The organism is Nocardia vulneris (genome assembly GCF_001613425.1).
In the GTDB taxonomy this organism is placed as follows: Bacteria; Actinomycetota; Actinomycetes; order Mycobacteriales; family Mycobacteriaceae; genus Nocardia; species Nocardia vulneris.
The window spans coordinates 20,541-39,739 of sequence record NZ_BDCI01000060.1; the positions used below are offsets into that span (position 1 = coordinate 20,541).

Below are 19,199 nucleotides of genomic sequence, written 5' to 3' on the forward strand. Positions count from 1 at the left end.
GGCGGCGGCCGCCGGTCACGCCAGCGCGCGGACGATCGATTCGGCGACACAGGCCGGCTTGTCGGCCCCCTCGCATTCGACCGTCGTCGCGAGCACCACCTGCAGGCCACCCGGGACGTCCTCGACGGCGACAATGCTGGTCCGGCCGCGAATCCGGGAGCCGGCGAGCACCGGCGCGGGAAAGCGAACCTTGTTCAGGCCGTAATTGATCCGCAGCCGCACATCAGCGAGCCGGAAGAGTTGCGCGTTGATCCACGGCAGCAGCGACAGGGTCAGATATCCGTGCGCGACGGTAGCGCCGAACGGCCCGTCCGCCGCCCGGACCGGGTCCAGGTGGATCCACTGCCGATCCTCGGTGGTCTCGGCGAAAGCCGTGATCCGGTCCTGATCGACAAGGATCCAATCGCTCACGCCGAGGTCGGTACCCGCGGCATCGCGCAACGTCGCCATCGTGAAGGTGCTTTCCTCGCTCATGCGACGAACCCTAGAGCGCCGCGCCTGCCCCCGCACGCGCCCCGGAAGATTCTGGCCCGCAAAGACTTTGCCCCGCACCGCGCACGGATATGGCACCATCGGACCCGGGAGGACCGCCGGACGGGGCGCAATTCTGTAACGTGTTCCAGACAAGCTCGCGAAAAAGACGGAGGTGCCGCGATGGGGCGGTTGAGCGGCAAAGTGGCATTGATCAGCGGTGGCGCGCGGGGTATGGGTGCCGCGCATGCCCGGGCCCTGGTCGCCGAGGACGCCCGCGTGGTGCTCGGTGACGTGCTGGACGAGGAGGGCACCGCGGTCGCCAAGGAACTCGGCGACGCCGCGACCTACGTGCACCTCGACGTGCGGGAGCCGGACGCGTGGCAGGGCGCGGTCGCCGAGGCGGTACAGCGCTACGGTGCGCTGAACGTGCTGGTGAACAACGCGGGCATCGCCAACGGGAACCTCCTGGTCGACTTCGACCTCGCCGAGTGGCAGCGGATCATCGACATCAATCTCACCGGCACGTTCCTCGGTATGCGCGCCGCGACCCCGGCCATGATCGAGGCGGGCGGCGGCTCGATCATCAATATCTCGTCCGTGGAAGGGATGCGCGGCAGCCCGGGCCTGCACGGCTATGTGGCGACCAAGTTCGCGGTGCGCGGCTTGACCAAATCGACCGCACTCGAGCTGGCGCAGCACAAGATTCGGGTCAATTCGGTGCACCCCGGTCTCATCACCACGCCGATGACCGAGAACATTCCGGCCGAATTCCTGCAGATCCCGCTGGCCCGGGCCGCCGATCCGAGTGAGGTCGCCGCTCTGATCACCTTCCTGGCCAGCGACGAATCCTCGTACTCGACCGGGGCGGAGTTCGTCGTCGACGGCGGGCTCACCGTCGGCATCCCGCACAAGACCTTCGACTGAGTCAGTCCCCGTAGTTGTGCGGCAGGTCGCGGGTGAGCAGCAATGCCAGTATCGGCAGCGAAACCAGTGCGACACAGGCGATCAGGTTGATCCACTTGTAGGCCACCACGACGGCGGCGAACTCGCGCAGGGTCGCCGCGGGCAGGTAGTAGAACGCGGTGCGCGCCCCGGTGACCTCGGCGTCCAAGCCGAGCCGCCGGGCCAGCATCGCCGTGCGCAGGGTGTGGAAATCGCTGGTCACCAGCACCATTCGGGTCGACTCGCCACGCTCGCCCAGTAATCGCTTGGTGAACAGCAGGTTCTCCCGCGTGGTCGCCGAACGATCCTCCTGCAGCACGCTTTCGGCGGGGATGCCCCGCTCGACCAGGTACCCGGCCATGGCCTCGGCCTCCGACTTCAACTCGTCGGATCCCTTACCGCCGCTGGTGATCAGCAGCGGCCTGCGCCCGGCCGTGTGCTCCGCCCGATAGACCTCGATCGCCCGGTCCAGCCGGCCCGCGAGCAGTGGCGGCACCCGATCGCCCTTCAGCCCGGCGCCGTGCACGACGATCGCGTCCATTCCCGGTCGATACGGCAGCGCCCCGTACAACAGCGAATACAGCAGAAAACTGGCGAACAGGAATCCGATGTAGCTCACCGCCATCGTCAGTGACGCCAAAATCACGACGACCCAGATATCGCCGGTGAATATGGCCAGCGCGAGCAGCACATACGGAACGAGCAATGCGAGGCCGAGCCCGAGCGGCAACAGGTTCGCCAGGCGGAGCCCTTCGCGGCGGACCATCTGCCTGCCGTTGAGGATCAGCAACCCGGCGAGCACGAGCACCAGGAGCGGCGACAGCAGCACGAGCAGGCCCGCCAAGATCATCGGCAGGTCGCCCTTGACGCCCGAGCCGAGCACCCACACGCCGACGAATATCAGCCCTAGCAGGAGATACACCCCATTGCCCAACCGTCGGCGGTCCTTGCGGAAGCGCACCAGGAACACCGCGAGCAGGGCGAGGCCGATCACGAGCATGATCACTCAGCCACCGTAACGGGCTCGCAGCGGCCGCGGGCGGCGCCCGGCCGCGGATCGCCTCCGTCGCTCGGCGCGGCACCCTCGGGCTTTTCCGTTTCTCCCCTAACCTTGCGCAGGTCCGAATATCTGCCAATCGCTTGTGCCCGGCCAGTTTCGGATTATTCGACTTTCAGCGTGCCCAACGTCCCTGACGATGTCGTGATGAATGGGAGCCGATCTTCGCCATGTTCTGCCGAATCAATACCGCGCTCACCGCAGCCGTCCTGCTGGTCGCGGCCACCCAACTGGCCGTGTTGCCGGGAACCGCTGCGGCACAACCGCTCTACCCGCTACCGGACCCCGACCCGTTCTACGCGGCACCCGCGGATCTGGACCGGGCCGAACCCGGTGACGTGCTCGACACCCGGCCGATGCCCGGGTTGCTCGCTTTTCCGGGCACCACGGTCACGATGATCAAGTTCCGGTCGACCAATTCAGCGGGCGCGCCGATCGCGGCGACCACCACCGTGCTGACCCCGGCGAACCACGTGCCGGGTGGGCCGCTGCTGTCCTATCAGCACATCATCAACGGTCTGGGCACCCAGTGCGCCGTCTCCCGCGTGCTCTACACCGGCGACCCGAATCTGGCTGTGCGCGAAGCGCCCGCGCTCAATACGGTGCTGCTGCGCGGCTGGTCGGTGGCGCTGCCCGACCACTTGGGCCCGACCAGCGCCTACGGGGCGGCCAGGCTCGGCGGCATGATCACGCTGGACGGCATCCGGGCGGCGCGCAAGGTCGCGCGCCTGGGCGTGGCCACCAGCCCGGTCGCGATGTTCGGGTACTCCGGTGGCGGCATGGCGACCGGCTGGGCTGCGGCGCTGGCCCCGACCTACGCGCCGGAACTCGATATCGTGGGCGCGGCCGAGGGCGGAGTCCCGATGAACCTGGTCAAGATGACCGAGGGCCTGGGCTACCACCGGCATCCAGCGTTCGGGCTGGCCATGGCGGCCGCGATCGGGCTCGAGCGCGAATATCCGACTCGACTGCCGATCAGCGACAGCCTGAACCCGACCGGGCTCGCCATCCGCGAGCGGATGGCCAACGGCTGCACCAACGAGATCCTGGCCGCCGGCGCCGGGCACAGCGTCCTGGACGTCGCCTTCTCCACCTCGCTGGCCGAAGACCCCAGTGCGCGTGGCGTACTGGAGGAGAACAGCCTAGAGCTGTACGAGGGCGTCCCGAAAATGCCTATCTACCAGTGGCGTTCCCACGACGACGCGTTGATTCCGGTCGCCGCGATCGACAACACGATGCGGCGCTACTGCGCGGCGGGCGTGCGGGTCCAGTCGAAACTGTTCCCGAGCCCCGATCACCTCAGCACCGCGGTGCTCGGCGCGCCGGAGGCGATGGGCTGGATCGAGGCCCGGTTCCGCGGGGAAACCGCACCACGCAACTGCTGACGTGGGCACGGGGCCGCCGATTCCCGCTGCAGTGGAATCGGCGGCCCGTAGGGTGGATTCATGGTCACGATCATCGGCGGTGGCATAGCCGGAGCGGTGCTCGCGGGAGCGCTCGGCCGCGCGGAGCGACCCGTCACCGTATACGAAAGCCAACCGACCGGTGGCGCCGGCGCGTTCCTGGTGCTCGACGGACGCGCACACACCGCATTGGTGGAACTGGGTGTATCGGCCGATCGGCTGCACGCGGCCTCGCATCCGGTGGAAGCGCTACGCGCGGACGGGGTTTCGGGGCCCGCGCGCGGCAACTCGGCCGCGCAGCGGCGACTCTATCTGCGGGCCGAGCTGATGCGAGTGCTCACCGAATTCGCCACGGACAGTTCCGCGGTCCTGCGATTCGGCACACCCATCACCGAGGTGGACTGCACCGCGGGCACCCTCGGCAGCGGTGGACGACCGGTACCGGCCGACGAGCTGATCGTCGCCGCCGACGGCATAGACTCGGTCGCGCGGCGCGCCCTGGAACCCGGACGAACCGCCGAATACGCCGGGCAGATCGTCATTTACGGCGTCACCCGGCAACCGGTCCGGCCCGGCACCGACCCGGCCGTCCTGCATTTCGATCGCACGCTCGGTCCCGACGGCCGTCCCTTGACCACCTTCGGGCACCTGTGGAACGACACGGTCTCGGTGTGGTTCACCCGGCTGACCCGGCCGCCACTGGACCGGCAGCACAAAGGCGCGCAGCCGATGGATCAGTGGACCGATGCCGTACTGGCGGCCTCGCCCGCCGTGCGCGACGTCATCGAACCCTTACTGGCGCACACCGATTCGGTGCACGTCTCGAACGCGCGCACCGTGCCGCTGGCCGGCGCCCGGGCCCCGCAGCACCCGGTGCTGCTCTGCGGGGACGCCGATCACGCGATCACCCCGGCTGCGGGCGTCGGCGCCCGTGACGCCATCGAGGACGCGGCCGCGCTGTACGAGGCGATCGTTTCCGGCGGCGCACCGGCCGCGGCGATGGCCGAGCGGCGGCAGCGCATCCTCGCCGAACGGGAGCGGGCCGCCCAAATATTCCGCGCTGCAACGTAAAAAGCGGCGCGAGAACGAAAACCCGTTCCCGCGCCGCCCAAGTAACGCAATCAGGAGTTGTCGGCTTCCTTGCCGCTCTGGTAGGCGCTCTGCCGCGCCTCATCGAGTTTGGCCTCGGCCCGCGCCTTTTCGGCTTCGGCTTCCTTCTTCGCGGCTTCGCGCTCCGATTCGGCCTTGTCCTGTTGAGCGCGGCCCTCGCTCTTCAGGCTTTCGTCTCCGGTGACGATGCCCGCGGCTTCCTTGGCCTTGCCCTTGACGTCCTCGACGATGCCCTCGACGGCTTCGCGCGGTCCGCTGTCGTGCTTGGTCATGGCAACTCCTCCGTGCTGGGTATGGGCTGTCATCCCGACGCATACCCGGCACTTCGGGCTCCAATCGGCACCGAGCGGCCCGACGGCTGTGTCTCCCGTCACCCCGAGCAGACCAGCCCCACGGCGAGCACTGTCATCATCACCGCGATGCCGGAGTCGAGCACTCGCCAAGCGAGCGGGCGCGCGAAGATCGGGCCGAGCAGGCGCGCGCCGTAGCCGAGCGCGGCGAACCAGACCACGCTGCCGAGCATCGCGCCCGCGCCGAGGAACCAGCGGTCGGGTGTGGCATAGGTATTGGCGAACGAACCGAGCAGCACCACGGTGTCGAGATAGACGTGTGGGTTGAGCCAGGTCAGCGCCAAGCAGGTCGCGATGGTGGCGCCGAGCGCGACGGTCGCGCCCGCGGTGTCCATGGTCAGCGCCGCGGACGCGAAGGCCCGGCGCGCGGCGAGCACCGCGTAGCCGAGCAGGAAGGCCGCGCCCGCGTAGCGCACCACCGTGACCACGGCGGGCACCGATTCGACAACCACACCGAAGCCGCCCACCCCCGCGGCGATCAACAGGATGTCCGACAGTGCGCACACCGCGACCACCGCGAAGATGTGCTGCCCGCGCACGCCTTGGCGCAGAACGAACGCGTTCTGCGCGCCGATCGCCACGATCAGCGAGAGTCCGAAACCCAGACCGGAAAGAGCCGCGAGAGCCGCCGAAGACATTGTCACTTCTTCGACGCTAAGCAGGGCATTATCCGCTGGCAAACTAAAGTTTCTGCACTACCATTACGATTCCTTAACATGGACCTGCAGCTCGACCAGCTCCGCGCGCTGCACGCGGCGGTCACCGAGGGCACCTTCGACGCCGCGGCGAAGAGCCTGCGGATCACCCCCTCCGCGATCAGCCAGCGCATCAAGGCACTGGAGGACGCTGCGGGACGCGTCCTGTTGCAACGCACGAAACCGGTGCGCCCCACCGAATCCGGGCTCGCGGTGCTGCGGCTGGCGCGGCAGATCGAATTGCTGGCCGGCGATACCGCGCGCGAACTCGGCGACGCGCACCGCGCCACCGACCGGCCGCTGCGGCTGCCGATCGCGGTCAACGCGGACTCGCTGGAGACCTGGGCGTTGCCCGCGCTGGCCGCGGCTCCGCCGGGCATCTGCTTCGAAATCCACCGGGAGGACGAGGAACACACCACCCGGCTGCTGCGCGACGGCACGGTGATGGCGGCCATCACCTCGACCGCGACGCCGGTGCAGGGCTGCCGAGTGGAACGACTGGGCGCGATGCGCTACCGGCCGATGGCGCAACCGCGCTTCGCCCGAACCTGGTTTCCCGACGGTGCCACCGCGAAAGCCTATGCGGTGGCACCGGTGGTGCTGTTCGATCGCAAAGACGATCTCCAGGACCGGCAGTTACGCAAACGCAGCCGGCAACCGCTCGACCCGCCGCGCCATTACGTTCCCTCCTCCTCCGGTTTCGCCGAAGCGGTACGACTCGGACTCGGCTGGGGTATGTTGCCCGATCTGCAAACCCGGAATTTCGGACGTGCCGAACTCGTTCCGATCGACGGTGCGGCATTCATCGATGTCCCGCTGTACTGGCAGCAATGGCGGCTGGACTCACCGGCATTGAGTGCGGTGGCCACGGCGATTGCTGCGGCCGCGGCCGATTCACTGCGCTGAATGCCGCGCTCGATACCCGCCCGAATGCAGCACTATTTCTCATAACCGAGTTCGATGCGATACGGTATTAGTATTTCGTAGCGATACCCGTGACTACGCAAAGGACGCACCGATGGCCAAGAAAGTCACCGTCACCCTCGTCGACGACTACGACGGCAAGTCGAAAGCGAATGAAACAGTTCAGTTTTCGATTGATGGGGTGGCCTACGAGATCGATCTGTCCACCAAGAACGCGGGTAAGCTGCGCGTGACCCTGGAGCCCTGGGCGGAAAAGGCGCGCAAGATTGGCCGGGCGAAGCGCAAAGGCACCGGGAAAGCCACTTCCGCCACCGATCGCGAGCAAACAGCCGCGATCCGGGAATGGGCCAGGACGAACGGGCACAACGTATCCACCCGCGGCCGGATCCCGGCCGACATTGTCGCGGCATATAACAACGCGAACTAGCCGCGTATACCGCTCGACCTGCATCGCAACACCGGCGCGCGGCGACCGCCGAGTACTCGGCGCGAGCGATGGCGTGCGACGGGAGCGACGGACTCGTCGGTAGAATTCCGGTTTCGGACGGCCCGAATCGGCCGACGGTAACTCGGTAGGACGGGGTGTGTGGCGATGCGCATGCGGAAGCTGACCGCACGGTCGGCGATTCTGAGCGCGTTGCTCGGCGCACACCCGGCACAGGCGCCGGTCAGCTGGATCGTTTCGGTGGCAGAGGAACTCGGGCTGCAGCAGTCGGCCGTGCGCGTCGCGCTGACCAGGATGGTCGCCATGGGCGATCTGGAACGCGGGCAGGGCGTGTACCGGCTCTCCGATCGGCTGATCGAACGACAGCGCAGGCAGGACGCCGCGGTCAGTCCGCTGCTGAAAGCCTGGGACGGGGAATGGTATTTGGCGGTGGTGACCGCCGTCGGCGACGACGCGTCCGCCCGCACCGCGTTTCGCGACACGATGCGCGCACGCAAACTCGGCGAATTGCGGGAAGGCGTCTGGACCCGGCCCGCGAACGTCGAGATCGTGCTCGGGCCGGATGCGAGCAGGCGCGTTTCGGTGTTCACCGCGGCACCGCACGATTCGCCGGTCGAGCTGGCGGAAACCCTTTTCGCACCGCAACTCTGGGCGCGCGACGCACAGCGCCTGCTGCGCGCCTTCGCGGATTCGACCTCGCTGCGCGAGCGGTTCGAGGTGGCCGCGGCGGCGGTGCGACATATTCTCGACGACCCTTTGCTGCCCGAGTCGCTGCTGCCCACCGACTGGCCGGGTGCGCAGCTGCGCGCCGAATATGCCGCTTTCCGTACGGAATTCATGGCATTCGCCGAGCAGCTGCTCGTCCCCTCGGAGGCTTAGCCGCGCTGCGCGCGGTTCAGTGCGCCGTCTTCGGCGTCGCGCGCTGAATGATCGCGGCACTATCGATACCGGTCGGTAGCGTGCCGAACACATCGCCGTGTTCGCCGCCGAGCCGGCTGACCGTGAAAGCGTCGGCCACCGCGGGATGACCGTAGCGGACGAGCAACGACGCCTGCAGCACCTGCGCCATCGCACCGACGATGCGCCGCGCCCGATGCTGAATTGTGTCGAAGTCCGCGAATTGTGTTTTCAGCCGCGCGATCGCGGCATCGAGATGACGATCCGCGCCCGCGGCGCGTTCGACTTCGGCGAAGAACGCGCCGAGGGTTTCCGGTTGTTTCGCCATGGCGCGCAACGTGTCGAGTGCCGCGACATTGCCCGAACCTTCCCAGATCGACATCAGCGGTGCTTCCCGGTAGAGCCGCGGCATCCGCGACTCCTCGACATATCCGTTGCCGCCCAGGCATTCCAGCGCCTCGGCGGCGTGGATCGGGCCGCGCTTGCACACGTAGTATTTGCTCACCGCGAGCGAGATCCGGCGCAACTCGTCGGCGCCGTCCACCCCGGCCGTCGCCCGGTCGGTGAGCTCGGCGAGCCACAGCGCGACCGTGGTCGCCGCCTCCGCCTCGATCGCGAGATCGGCGAGCACATTGCGCATCAGCGGCTGATCGGCGAGGGTCGCACCGAACGCGCTGCGGTACGCGCTGTGATGCGCGGCGGCGGCGACGCCGGTACGCATCGCCGTCGCGGTGCCGAGGGTGCAGTCGAGCCTGGTCAGGTTGACCATCTCGATGATCGTGGGCACACCGCGCCCCTCGTCGCCGACCAGCCAGCCGACCGTGTTGTCGTATTCGACCTCGCTGCTCGCGTTGGAGCGGTTGCCCAGTTTGTCCTTGAGCCGTTGCAGCGCAAAGGGATTGCGCGTGCCGTCGGGCAGTACCCGGGGCACGAGGAAACAGGACAGGCCGCCCGGCGCCTGAGCCAGGACGAGGAACACATCCGACATCGGCGCGGAGGTGAACCATTTGTGCCCGGTGATCCGGTAGGTGCCGTCCGACATCGGCGTGGCGGTGGTCGTATTGGCCCGGACGTCGGAGCCGCCCTGCTTCTCGGTCATCGACATGCCGGCGATCAGCCCACGCTTGATCAGCGGCGCCCGCAGGCCGGGATCGTATTCCCTTGCACACAACAGTGGTTCGTACTGTCCGGCGAGCTCCGGGGCAGCGCGCAGGGCGGGCACCACCGCGTAGGTCATCGAGATCGGGCAGCCGTGCCCGGCGTCGACCGGCCCCCACACGCTCAATTTCGCGGCCCGCGTCAGGTGCGGATTCGGCCGCGGATCGGCCCACACCGCGCCGTGCAGGCCGAAATCGATCGCGTAGGTCATCAGCCGGTGATAGCTCGGGTCGTAGACGACCTCGTCGACGCGATTGCCGAACCGATCGTGCGTGCGCAACGTCGGCGGGTGCGCTTCGGCGAGGTCGCCGAGTTCAATGGCCGCGGCGCTGCCCGCGAGCCGGCCGATCGCGTGCAGCTCGTCGAGCGCGTGATCGGCCCCGGCCCGCTGCAGCGCCTCGAGCAGCACCGGTTGTTCGGCGGCGTCGTAATCGACCAGTGGAGGTACCTGATTGGTCACCGTGTGAGTGGGCATGGGAGGTCCTTTCGCAGGCTCCGGATACTCGCCAGTATTACAGTGTTCCGTCGATTGATACAAGTATGTAATATGAGGACCGGTTCTGCCGCGCACGCACCGAATACTCCGACATAGTCAGGAAACCCGTTGCCCGACTTCGACAATCACTCCGGCACCCGTCCGGCCGCCTGGTACGAGGGGCTCACCGAGTCGCCCGATTCCCCGTGGTCGGACCGTCCGCTCCCACCCGCCGAGGCCACCTACCGCACGCTGACCTACGAGGTCACCGGCCGGATCGCCCGGATCACGTTCAACCGCCCCGAGCACGGTAACGCGATCACCTCCGACACCCCCGTCGAGCTGGCGCACGCGGTCGAACGCGCCGACCTCGATCCCCGGGTGCACGTGATGGTGGTGTCCGGGCGCGGCAAAGGGTTCTGCGGCGGCTACGACCTGTCGATCTTCGCGGAGAACTCCTTCGGCCCCGCCGAGGCGGCGGATTCCCCGGCCGGCACCGTGCTCGACCCCGTGGTGCAGGCGCGCAACCACAACCCTAGGGACACTTGGGATCCCATGGTCGACTACGCGATGATGAGCCGGTTCAACCGCGGCTTCGCCAGCCTGCTGTACGCCAACAAGCCGACCGTGGCGAAGCTGCACGGGTTCGCCGTCGCGGGCGGCACCGATATCGCGCTCTACGCCGACCAGATCATCTGCGCCGACGACACCAAGATCGGCTACCCGCCCACCCGGGTCTGGGGTATCCCGGCCGCGGGCATGTGGGCGCACCGGCTCGGCGATCAGCGCGCGAAACGGTTGCTGTTCACCGGCGACTGCCTGTCCGGCAAACAGGCCGAGGAATGGGGCCTCGCGGTCGAGGCGCCACCGGCCGACGAACTCGACGCACGCACCGAGGCCCTGCTCGAGCGGATCGCCCGGATGCCGGTCAACCAGCTGATCATGGCGAAACTGGCACTCAACAGCGCGCTGCTGGCCCAGGGCGTGGCCAACTCCGGCATGATCAGCACGGTCTTCGACGGCATCTCCCGGCACACCCGCGAGGGCTATGCCTTCCAATTGCGCGCGGCCACCGAAGGTTTCCGCGAAGCCGTCCGGGAACGCGACGAACCGTACGGCGACTGGAAGCGGACCCAGTTCGAAAAATAGGTGTCCGCTCAGTTCGGCCGATACGCCCCCGGCGTGTGGCCGAGCGAGCGCCGATAGACCTCGATGAACGCGCTCGCCGACGACCAGCCGCACCGATGCGCGACGACGGTCACCGGCACTCGCTCGGCGAGCAACTGCACGGCATGGTGCAGGCGCAGCTGCGTGCGCCACTGCGGGTAGGTCATCGCCAGTTCGGTGCGGAACAATCGGGTCAACGTCCGCTCGGCCGCACCGACTTGGCGCCCGAGCCCGGCCAGCGTCCACACCTCGGTCAGGTCGGATTCGACCAGCGCGCAAGCCTTGCGGAGGCGCTCGTCCCGGGCGGCGGGCAATCGCAACGGCTGTTCGGGGCTGCGCCGCAACTGATCGAGCAGAACCCGGCGTAGGGGAACGAGTTCGTCGTCGGGCAGGTCGGTCGAGGTCGAACAGGTGATGATGAGTTCGCGGACCAGCGGCACCGCGGCGATCACCGACGGCGTGGTCCAGTCGGGTGCCAGGTCGAACGGAAAACCGACGGTGTGGAATCGCGTCGGCCCGTAGAAGTGATGCTCGTGCGCACACCCGGCGGGAATCCAGATCGCCCGGTCCGCGGGCGCGATCCAGCTCCCCGCGTCGGTGCGGACCTCGGCCACCCCGGAACTCGGATACACCACCTGATGCTCGGCATGCCGGTGCCGATCGATGCGCGCGCCACCGTTCAGCGTCTTCGCCACCGTCGAATCTTGGCTGAATATCGGCACAGCTGGGCATTTTATCGGAAGTCGGCAACCCCGTTCCCTTCCTAGGCTGCTGAGCGGTACGGATGAGGAGGACTTTCGATGGTGAGCGCCGAGCTCGAACAGACCTTGCGGACCGAGCACCTGTCGCCGTGGAAACGGATGCGGTACTGGATGGTCGCGCACGCGGTCGACGACTTCTACCAGGGCCTCGTGCCCGCCAGCATCCCGTTCTTCGTGCTGGAACGGCACTACAGCTACGTGGCCGCGTCGGGGCTGGCGCTCGCCGCGACCCTGGGCAGCTCATTGCCGCAGCCGATCCTCGGGGTGCTCGCCGACCGGTGGCGGCTGCTGTGGCTGGCGCCCGCGGGGCTGGCGGTCGCAGGCATCGGGGCCGGGCTCGCCGGGCTGGCACCGGCCTACTGGCTGGTGTGGACGTTGCTGCTCGTCTCGGGCCTCGGCATCGCGGCCTTCCATCCCGCGGCGGGCCGGGACGCCCGGCGCGACGCGGGCCACAGCGCTTCCGCGATGAGCTTGTTCGCGGCCGGCGGCAGCGTCGGGTTCTTCCTCGCCCCCGCACTCGCGACACCGGCCCTGGTGGCCTACGGCGTGGGCGCGACCGCGTTGTTCATCCCGCCCGCGGTGCTGATGGGATTCGTGCTGTGGCGCTACCAGTTACGGCGCACCTCGGGTGTGCGTGGCGCGGTCACCGCCGCCGGGCACGATCGCTGGCGACCGTTCTTTGTGCTCACCGCCGTCGCGGTGGTGCGCTCGATCATCTCCTTCGGCCTGAATACTTTTCTCGCGCTGTACTGGATCACTGCGCTGGGCAGCTCGCCCACCCTGGGCGGCGTCGCTTTGGCGGCCTTCCTGATCGGCGGCGTCGCGGGCACACTGCTCGGCGGCCGCATCGCCGACCGCATCGGCATGACCCGCACGATCCAGATCGGCAGTGTCGCAGCGATTCCCGCGATCGCCGCACTGCGATTCGTGCCGAGCCCGCACCTCGCGCTCGCCCTGGCCGCACTCACCGGCGTGATCGTGAACGTCCCGTTCGCGGTGCTGGTCAAGCTGGGCCAGGACTACCTGCCCAGCCGTCCCGGCACCGCCGCGGGCGTCACCCTCGGGCTCGCGGTGAGCGTGGGCGGACTCTTCGTGCCACTGCTCGGTCTCATCGCCGATCACCAAGGGCCACAGGCGGTTCTCACCACCCTGTGCTTCGTGCCGATCGCCGCGATCGGACTCAGCCTGCTGTTGCCGCCAGTCGAGCGAACCCGAAAGGTTACCGACCCTGTTGCTGCGCAGCAGGATTCGTGAAGTCGACCACGCTGCCCTCGACCCAGCGGGGCAGCCTTTCGGCCACGAAGCTCGCCAGGTCGCGCCCGTCGGACTCCACCGTGCGGATCTCGTCGAGGTAGGCCTTCATCGCACGCTTGGCCGCCGGAGTGGAACTCGTCTCCAGGAAACCGGCACGCTCATAGTGCAGGCCCTTTTCGAGCGGCTCCGAACCGCCTTCGTAGATGGCGCGTTTCAGCGCACCGACCGCCACCGGCGAGCGACGAGCCAGCCGGGCGGCGGTCGCCTGCGCTTCGGCGAGCAGGCCGGACGGCTCGACCAGGCGGTGCACCAGACCGATTTCGAGCGCACGGGCCGGCGTGATCGGCGCGCCCTCCAGGCACAGTTCCATCGCCCGGCCCACGCCGAGCACCCGGGTCAGCATCTGCGTGCCGCCGCCCCCTGGGATGATGCCCACCAAGATCTCCGGCTGGCCGATCTCGAACGGACCGTCGGCCATCAGCCGCAGATCACAGGACAAGGCCAGCTCACAGCCGCCGCCCAGGGTGCGTCCGTTCAGGGCGGCGATGAATACCTTGTCCGCGTTGCGCATTCGTCGGCAGACCTCGTGGTACTGCCGCAGATCGGCGACTCCGCTCGCACCCGCCCTGGCCAAGACGGCCTGCCCGCCCGGGATCCGATCGGCAGCGCGACTCGCATGCAGGGCCGCCGACGCCGTGCGCTGGGTGAGGGTGACCGGCGCGGCTTCCGCGCCCGCCAAGATCTCGGCCACGTCGTAGTGGCTGACGAACACGTCCTCGACCGCGCTGGTCAGCACCACGGCGCGAATCTCGGCGTCGCTTTCCAGCGCGGTCAGCAACGCCGCCAGTTCGGACATGATCGCACTGGTCAGGAAGTTGTAGGGCGGATTGTCCAGCCATACGGTGAGAACGGCACCGTTTCGGTCGGTACGGATCAGGCTCATGGTTCCTCTTCTGCCGATGGACTTCTCGCGCGACAACCAGGATAGAAAACGACCGCTCGCTATTGGGTGGTTCGACGGGATCGCGGAGGAAGACTGTCCGCGTGCACGACCCAGCCGGTCACCTCTAGACCGTACGCACAGAGTCGGGTCACTGCCCGGTGAGATGACGCCCGAGCCAGTAGCCCGTCCGGCTGTCGGCCACCGCGGCGATCTCGGCGGGCGTGCCGGTGGCGACGATCCGCCCACCGTCCGGACCACCACCCGGCCCCAGGTCGATGATGTGGTCGGCGTTGGCGATCACATCCAGATCGTGATCGATGACGAGAACCGTTGCGCCGGCGTCGATCAGCCGATCGAGCACGGCGAGCAACGTACGAATATCGTTGGGGTGCAATCCGATCGAAGGTTCGTCGAAGACATACAACGTGTCGGTCTGTTCGGAGCGCAGCGCGGTGGCCAGACGCAGTCGCTGAGCCTCGCCGCCGGACAGGCTCGGCGTGGGCTCGCCGAGGCACAGGTAGCCGAGGCCGACATCGCGCACGGCGCGAAGGGGCGCAACAATCTTCGGGTGCGTCGCGAACCGGTCGACCGCCTCGGCCACGGTCAGCGACAGCACATCGGCAATGGACAAACCGTCGACGGTGACGGCCCGCACCTCCGGGTTGTAGCGGGCGCCGTGGCAGTCCGGGCAGCTGACCGTGAGATCGGGCAGATACTGGATGTCGAGGTCCAACTCGCCGAGGCCCAGGCAGGTCGGGCACTGTCCCGCCGCGGTGTTGTAGGAGAAATGCGCGGCGGTACGGCCGGATTCCTTCGCGAACCAGCGACGGATCGGGTCGAGTGCGCCGCAGTAGGTGACCGGGGTCGATCGGGAGTTGTTGCCGATCGGGGTGGCGTCCACCTCGACCACGGCGCGGATACCCGCGCGGTCGAGTCGCCGCACGTGTGCCGGGGGTACGTCCGCGGTGAGCGCGGGAACTAGGCTGTCCAACACCAGTGCCGTCTTGCCCGATCCGGACACACCGGTCACTACGGTCAAGCGCCGCAGGGGGATTCGCGCGGTGACGTCGCGGAGGGTGTACAGCTCGTCGACGGTGATCTCCAGGGCGGCGGCCGTGTCGGTTGGGCGCGGGGCGGTGTCGGTTGAGCGCAGGGCGCTGTCGGTTGAGCGCGCGGCCGTGCCGGTTGAGCGCAGGGCGGTGTCGATCGGGCGCGGGGTGCGGAATTGCGTTCCGGCACTGCCGGAAAGGTACGGTCCGGTCACCGAATCCGCGCAGGCCGCGAGGTCGGCGGGGCTCCCCTGGGCGACCACCGTCCCGCCCTGCCTGCCCGCACCCGGCCCCATCTCGATCAGGTGATCGGCCTCGCGCAGCAATGCGACGTCGTGATCGACCACCACCACCGAATTGCCTGCCGCGACAAGGCCGCGCAGCACCGCGCGTAATCCGTCGACATTGGCCGGATGCAGGCCGACCGACGGTTCGTCCAGCACATAGAGCATGCCCGTGGAATGCGCCTGCAATGTCGACGACAACTCGATCCGTTGCCGCTCCCCCGTGGACAACGTCGCCCCGGCCCGAGCCAAGCTCAGATATCCGATGCCCAACCGGCGCAACGGTTCCACGGCCGCGGTCAGTTCCTCGGCGAGCCGATCCGACAGTGGCCGCAGCTCGGCGGGCAGGGTCACCGTCACCTGTTTCGCGAAATCGGCCAGCGTATCCAGACTTTCGGCACTCACCTGCGCGATGTCGCGGTCCGAGAGCGTCGTCGTCAGCGCCTCGGGCCGTAACCTGCTGCCCTGACAGACCGGGCAGATGTGCGTCGTGAAAAACCTGCTCAGACGCTGGCGGGTGGTTTCACTCGTAGTCTTCGTCGCCGCGTTCTGCACTGCGCGACGGGCACTTTCGTAAGTCATGTTCGCGCTCACCGCACGACCAGCCTTGCTGGTGAGCGTGACCAGGCGCGGTTCGGGTGGGCCGTCCAGCAGAATCGCGCGCTCCGCGTCGGTCAATTCCGCCACCGGCACAGCGATCCGCACCCCGAGATCCGCGGCCACCTGCGGCATATAGCTGCGGCCCGCCAGATTCCACGGCGCTACGGCTCCTTCGATGACGCTCAGGCTGTCGTCGGGAATCAGTGTCGCCGTGTCGATTTCGTCGCGCACGCCGAGGCCGTCACAGCCGGGGCAACGGCCCAGCGTGTTGAACGAGAACGATTCCGCACTCGGATGCTCGAAATGCGCGCCACACACCGGGCAGTCCAGCCACAGCTGCGCACTGCGTGCCAGAGTCGGCTCGATCCGATGCCCGTTCGGGCACACATGCCGGCCGAGCCGGGAAAACATCAGCCGCACCACATTCAGCACCTCGGTCATCGTCCCGACCGTGCTGCGCCGTCCCGGCACCGGCGGCCGCTGTCGCAGCGCCAGTGCCGACGGCAGAAAATCCACCCGATCCACATCCGGGCGCGCCACCTGCCCGATCCGACGCCGTGTGTACGCGGACAACCCGTCCAGGTACCGCCGCGACCCCTCCCCGTACAGCACCCCCATCGCCAACGACGACTTCCCCGACCCCGACAGTCCGGTCAGCATCACCAACGACCAGAGCGGGACGTCCACATCGACATTCCGGAGGTTGTGCGTCCGCGCACCCACCACCTCGACAGCCTTCGGCAACCGCACTTCGGACATCGACACCCCTCTTCAGCACACCGAGTGAGTCAAACCGACCGCACGGTCACCCTATCGGGTCCAGTGCGCAGAACTGCTGACCGCGTCACAGGGGTTGACTCCTGCCTATGCACTGCGGACATGCACCTATTGGTATGTAACCGGAGGTTCCCTCGACCGGTCCTGGCGCCAGCAACCCGGCTCGCCGGTCTATGCCACCGATCTGCCCGCGGTCGAGTTACGTGAGCAGCTCGAGGCCGCCGTGCCGCAGGACGCGGCGATCTACCGGGCCAACCGGGCACAGTTCGACGACGTCACCGCTGCCGGCTACGAAACCATCCGCAGCCTGCGCGAACAGGGACTGAGCTTCGACCAGGTGATCGATGCGATGGCCGCCGACACCGAAGCCGCCGTGGCGAAAGTCCACGACGCCCAGAAATAGGCTGTCCCAACGATTCGAGGAGAGCACTCGAGCGGGATCGAGAAACTGGTTCGAGGCCTCGGACGCGGATGGGCGCTAGCCGTGCGGGCGGGTGTGCGTCACTGCTCCGAGTCGTTGTCGGGGAAGGTGTTGCCGGTGAGTTCGTCGGCGCGTTCCTCGGCGTCGGTTTCGCCGTCCAGGTCGGCGGAGGCCGCGTTGAGGAACCAGGTGAGTCCCTCGTCGGTGCGGCCCGCAGCGACCAAAGCGTCGGCGTAGGCGTAGAAAAGGCGAGCCGCGGCCGAGCCGGTGCGCGCCGGGTCCAGTTCCGAGGTCTGCAACGTGACCACGGCCTGGTCGTATTCGCCGAGATCCATGCGGGCGCCCGCGACGACGATGCGCAGCTCGGTGGCCTCATCGCCGGTGAGGGCGCGGGCCTCATCACTACGACCGAGCTCGATCGCGCGCTCGGGACGGCCGAGACCGCGTTCGCAGTCCGCCATGACGGCGAGCAGACCGGAACCACCGGACATCCGGCGCGCGGTTCGCAACTCGGCCAGGGCCTCCGCCCATTCCCCCGCGTGATACGCCGTGACGCCGGCGGTCTCCCGGACCACCGCGATACGGCCCGCACGCTGACGCGCGGCCCGCGCATGCGCAAGCGCCAAACGGGGATCGTCGTCGATGAGCCGAGCAGCCATCACCAGATGCCGGGCGACGGCCTCCGCATTCGACTTGTCGAGGCTCAGCAGATCACGGCGGACCGCAGGCTCGAGATCGGCGGCCTGCACGTCATCGGGGAGGTCAGGCTCTTCCGGACGAGGCGCGCGCCGGTCCTGCGACCGATCGCCACCACCGACACGGGCACCCTCACCACCGCGACGGCGATCGTCCGGGCCGCTACCCCGCGATTCGCCACCCCGATCGAAACTGCGTCCACCGGAATCGCCGCCACGCCGGAAGTTTCCGCGGTCGGAGTCTCCTCGATTGAAGCCGCCACGATCGCCCGAGCCACCGCGGTTGAAACCGCTGCGCTCGTCGGAGCCGCCGCGCTTGAAACCGCCACGCTCACCAGAATCGCCACCCCGGTTGAACCCGCGATCGTTCGAATCGCCGCCCCGGTTGTCACCGCTGCGGCCGCCGGAATCACGGTTGTAGCCGCCGCGATCGTCGGAACCACCGCGCTTGAAACCGCCCCGTTCGCCGGAGTCGCTGCCGCGGTTGAAACTGCGGTCGTTCGAATCACCGCTGCGCTTGAAACCACCACGGCTGTCGGAATCGCCACCGCGGTTGAAGCCCGCACGGTCTCCGGAACCGCTGCGGTTGAATCCGCCGCGCTCATTCGAATCGTTGGTGCGCTTGAAACCGCCACGGTTGGCCGAGTCGCCGCCACGGTTGAAGCCGCGGTCTCCGGAACCCCCGCGGTTGAAACCACCACGATCGCCCGAGTCGCCGCTGCGCTTGAAACCGCCACGGTCGCCCGAGTCACTTCGGTTGAAGCCCCCGCGACCGGAATCGCCGCCACGATTGAATCCGCCACGTTCACCGGAGCGATTGAACCCACCGCGCTCGCCGGAGCTGCCGCGGTTCGACCCGCCGCGCTCACCGGAATCGCTGTTGCGGTTGAAACCACCGCGCTCGCTGGAACGGTTGAATCCGCCGCCGCCGCGGTTGCCTGAATCGCGGTTGTAGCCGCCGGAACCCTCGCGGCGCTGGTATCCACCGCGCTCACCCGAGTTGTTCCGGTCACCGGAGTCGCTGTTGCGCCGGAAACCGCCGCGCTGGCCGCTGTCGCGGTCGGGACGGTTCCTCGACGAGTCGCCGGCCCCGCTGCCCTGAGAGGGGCGATCGGATCCCTCGCCGCGCCGGAAGGAGTTCCGGTCGTCGTTCTGTTCCGACACGGTGATCCCTTTCTGAGGTCCGCAAGAGTTGGTCGGGGGCCCCACAAATTGAATCACGTGTCCTGGTGGGGGCCTGACACGGCGATGTCGTCCTGGCACGTCAAGGTGCTGAAACGACGATAGGGGACCCAGAATCTGGGTCCCCTATCGTGAA

General features: G+C 68.1%; 17 protein-coding genes and 1 pseudogene. 9 read left to right on the top strand and 9 right to left on the bottom strand.

Annotated elements, in window-relative coordinates; translation table 11 throughout:
* Positions 1 to 15: 15 nt before the first annotated feature.
* Complete coding sequence (locus NVU01S_RS41855) at positions 16 to 474, bottom strand: MaoC family dehydratase (protein WP_043681799.1); 459 nt, start codon at positions 472 to 474, stop codon at positions 16 to 18.
* 180 nt (positions 475 to 654) lie between these two features.
* Here NVU01S_RS41855 and NVU01S_RS41860 point away from each other — a divergent pair, with 180 nt between their 5' ends.
* The gene (locus NVU01S_RS41860) at positions 655 to 1,398 is read left to right on the top strand and encodes a glucose 1-dehydrogenase (RefSeq protein WP_043681796.1); all 744 of its coding nucleotides are present in this window, start codon (positions 655 to 657) and stop codon (positions 1,396 to 1,398) included.
* Between the two features lies 1 nt (position 1,399).
* Here NVU01S_RS41860 and NVU01S_RS41865 read toward each other — a convergent pair whose 3' ends face one another.
* Complete coding sequence (locus NVU01S_RS41865) at positions 1,400 to 2,416, bottom strand: YdcF family protein (protein ID WP_043681836.1); 1,017 nt, start codon at positions 2,414 to 2,416, stop codon at positions 1,400 to 1,402.
* A gap of 227 nt (positions 2,417 to 2,643) precedes the next feature.
* Here NVU01S_RS41865 and NVU01S_RS41870 point away from each other — a divergent pair, with 227 nt between their 5' ends.
* Both NVU01S_RS41870 and NVU01S_RS41875 read left to right on the top strand, forming a co-directional pair.
* Positions 2,644 to 3,858 (top strand): lipase family protein, encoded by a 1,215-nt coding sequence (locus tag NVU01S_RS41870; protein WP_043681793.1) that lies wholly within the window; start codon positions 2,644 to 2,646, stop codon positions 3,856 to 3,858.
* 60 nt (positions 3,859 to 3,918) lie between these two features.
* Entirely contained in the window at positions 3,919 to 4,947 is a 1,029-nt protein-coding gene (locus NVU01S_RS41875; protein ID WP_043681790.1) for an FAD-dependent oxidoreductase, read from the top strand.
* A 50-nt stretch (positions 4,948 to 4,997) separates the two neighbouring features.
* Here the strand turns inward: NVU01S_RS41875 and mbp1 are convergent, their stop codons facing one another.
* Positions 4,998 to 5,258, bottom strand: coding sequence for a microaggregate-binding protein 1 (gene mbp1 / locus NVU01S_RS41880; protein WP_043681787.1), 261 nt, complete (start codon positions 5,256 to 5,258; stop codon positions 4,998 to 5,000).
* Between the two features lie 98 nt (positions 5,259 to 5,356).
* Positions 5,357 to 5,974, bottom strand: a complete 618-nt coding sequence (locus NVU01S_RS41885; protein ID WP_043681784.1) for a LysE/ArgO family amino acid transporter — start codon at positions 5,972 to 5,974, stop codon at positions 5,357 to 5,359.
* A 78-nt stretch (positions 5,975 to 6,052) separates the two neighbouring features.
* On the opposite strand from NVU01S_RS41885, the gene NVU01S_RS41890 reads away from it, so the two are divergent.
* From NVU01S_RS41890 to NVU01S_RS41900, 3 genes are all read left to right on the top strand, one after another.
* Positions 6,053 to 6,937 carry a LysR family transcriptional regulator ArgP gene (locus NVU01S_RS41890; protein ID WP_043681781.1) on the top strand — a complete coding sequence of 295 codons (885 nt, stop codon included), beginning with the start codon at positions 6,053 to 6,055 and terminating at the stop codon, positions 6,935 to 6,937.
* A gap of 112 nt (positions 6,938 to 7,049) precedes the next feature.
* Positions 7,050 to 7,382 (top strand): histone-like nucleoid-structuring protein Lsr2, encoded by a 333-nt coding sequence (locus NVU01S_RS41895; RefSeq protein ID WP_014982828.1) that lies wholly within the window; start codon positions 7,050 to 7,052, stop codon positions 7,380 to 7,382.
* Between the two features lie 171 nt (positions 7,383 to 7,553).
* Positions 7,554 to 8,279, top strand: a complete 726-nt coding sequence (locus NVU01S_RS41900) for a PaaX family transcriptional regulator C-terminal domain-containing protein (RefSeq protein ID WP_043681833.1) — start codon at positions 7,554 to 7,556, stop codon at positions 8,277 to 8,279.
* Positions 8,280 to 8,295: 16 nt separating this feature from the next.
* Here NVU01S_RS41900 and NVU01S_RS41905 read toward each other — a convergent pair whose 3' ends face one another.
* Entirely contained in the window at positions 8,296 to 9,930 is a 1,635-nt protein-coding gene (locus tag NVU01S_RS41905) for an acyl-CoA dehydrogenase family protein (RefSeq protein WP_043681778.1), read from the bottom strand.
* Between the two features lie 129 nt (positions 9,931 to 10,059).
* On the opposite strand from NVU01S_RS41905, the gene NVU01S_RS41910 reads away from it, so the two are divergent.
* Positions 10,060 to 11,079, top strand: a complete 1,020-nt coding sequence (locus NVU01S_RS41910; protein ID WP_043681775.1) for a crotonase/enoyl-CoA hydratase family protein — start codon at positions 10,060 to 10,062, stop codon at positions 11,077 to 11,079.
* 8 nt (positions 11,080 to 11,087) lie between these two features.
* Here the strand turns inward: NVU01S_RS41910 and NVU01S_RS41915 are convergent, their stop codons facing one another.
* Complete coding sequence (locus tag NVU01S_RS41915; RefSeq protein ID WP_244467541.1) at positions 11,088 to 11,792, bottom strand: AraC family transcriptional regulator; 705 nt, start codon at positions 11,790 to 11,792, stop codon at positions 11,088 to 11,090.
* Positions 11,793 to 11,897: 105 nt separating this feature from the next.
* Between NVU01S_RS41915 and NVU01S_RS41920 the strand changes: the two genes are divergently transcribed.
* Positions 11,898 to 13,112 carry an MFS transporter gene (locus NVU01S_RS41920; protein ID WP_052281384.1) on the top strand — a complete coding sequence of 405 codons (1,215 nt, stop codon included), beginning with the start codon at positions 11,898 to 11,900 and terminating at the stop codon, positions 13,110 to 13,112.
* Here the strand turns inward: NVU01S_RS41920 and NVU01S_RS41925 are convergent.
* Both NVU01S_RS41925 and NVU01S_RS41930 read right to left on the bottom strand, forming a co-directional pair.
* Complete coding sequence (locus NVU01S_RS41925) at positions 13,078 to 14,055, bottom strand: enoyl-CoA hydratase/isomerase family protein (RefSeq protein ID WP_043681772.1); 978 nt, start codon at positions 14,053 to 14,055, stop codon at positions 13,078 to 13,080. The two genes, NVU01S_RS41920 and NVU01S_RS41925, sit on opposite strands and share 35 nt — an antisense overlap.
* A 148-nt stretch (positions 14,056 to 14,203) precedes the next feature.
* On the bottom strand, positions 14,204 to 16,747 hold the full coding sequence (locus NVU01S_RS41930) for an excinuclease ABC subunit UvrA (RefSeq protein ID WP_043681828.1): 2,544 nt from the start codon (positions 16,745 to 16,747) through the stop codon (positions 14,204 to 14,206).
* Positions 16,748 to 16,841: 94 nt separating this feature from the next.
* On the opposite strand from NVU01S_RS41930, the gene NVU01S_RS41935 reads away from it, so the two are divergent.
* Positions 16,842 to 17,168, top strand: coding sequence for a hypothetical protein (locus tag NVU01S_RS41935; RefSeq protein WP_043681769.1), 327 nt, complete (start codon positions 16,842 to 16,844; stop codon positions 17,166 to 17,168).
* 98 nt (positions 17,169 to 17,266) lie between these two features.
* Here the strand turns inward: NVU01S_RS41935 and NVU01S_RS43050 are convergent.
* Positions 17,267 to 18,358 (bottom strand): annotated as a pseudogene (locus tag NVU01S_RS43050) (tetratricopeptide repeat protein); the annotation flags it as partial.
* Positions 18,359 to 19,199 lie beyond the last annotated feature (841 nt).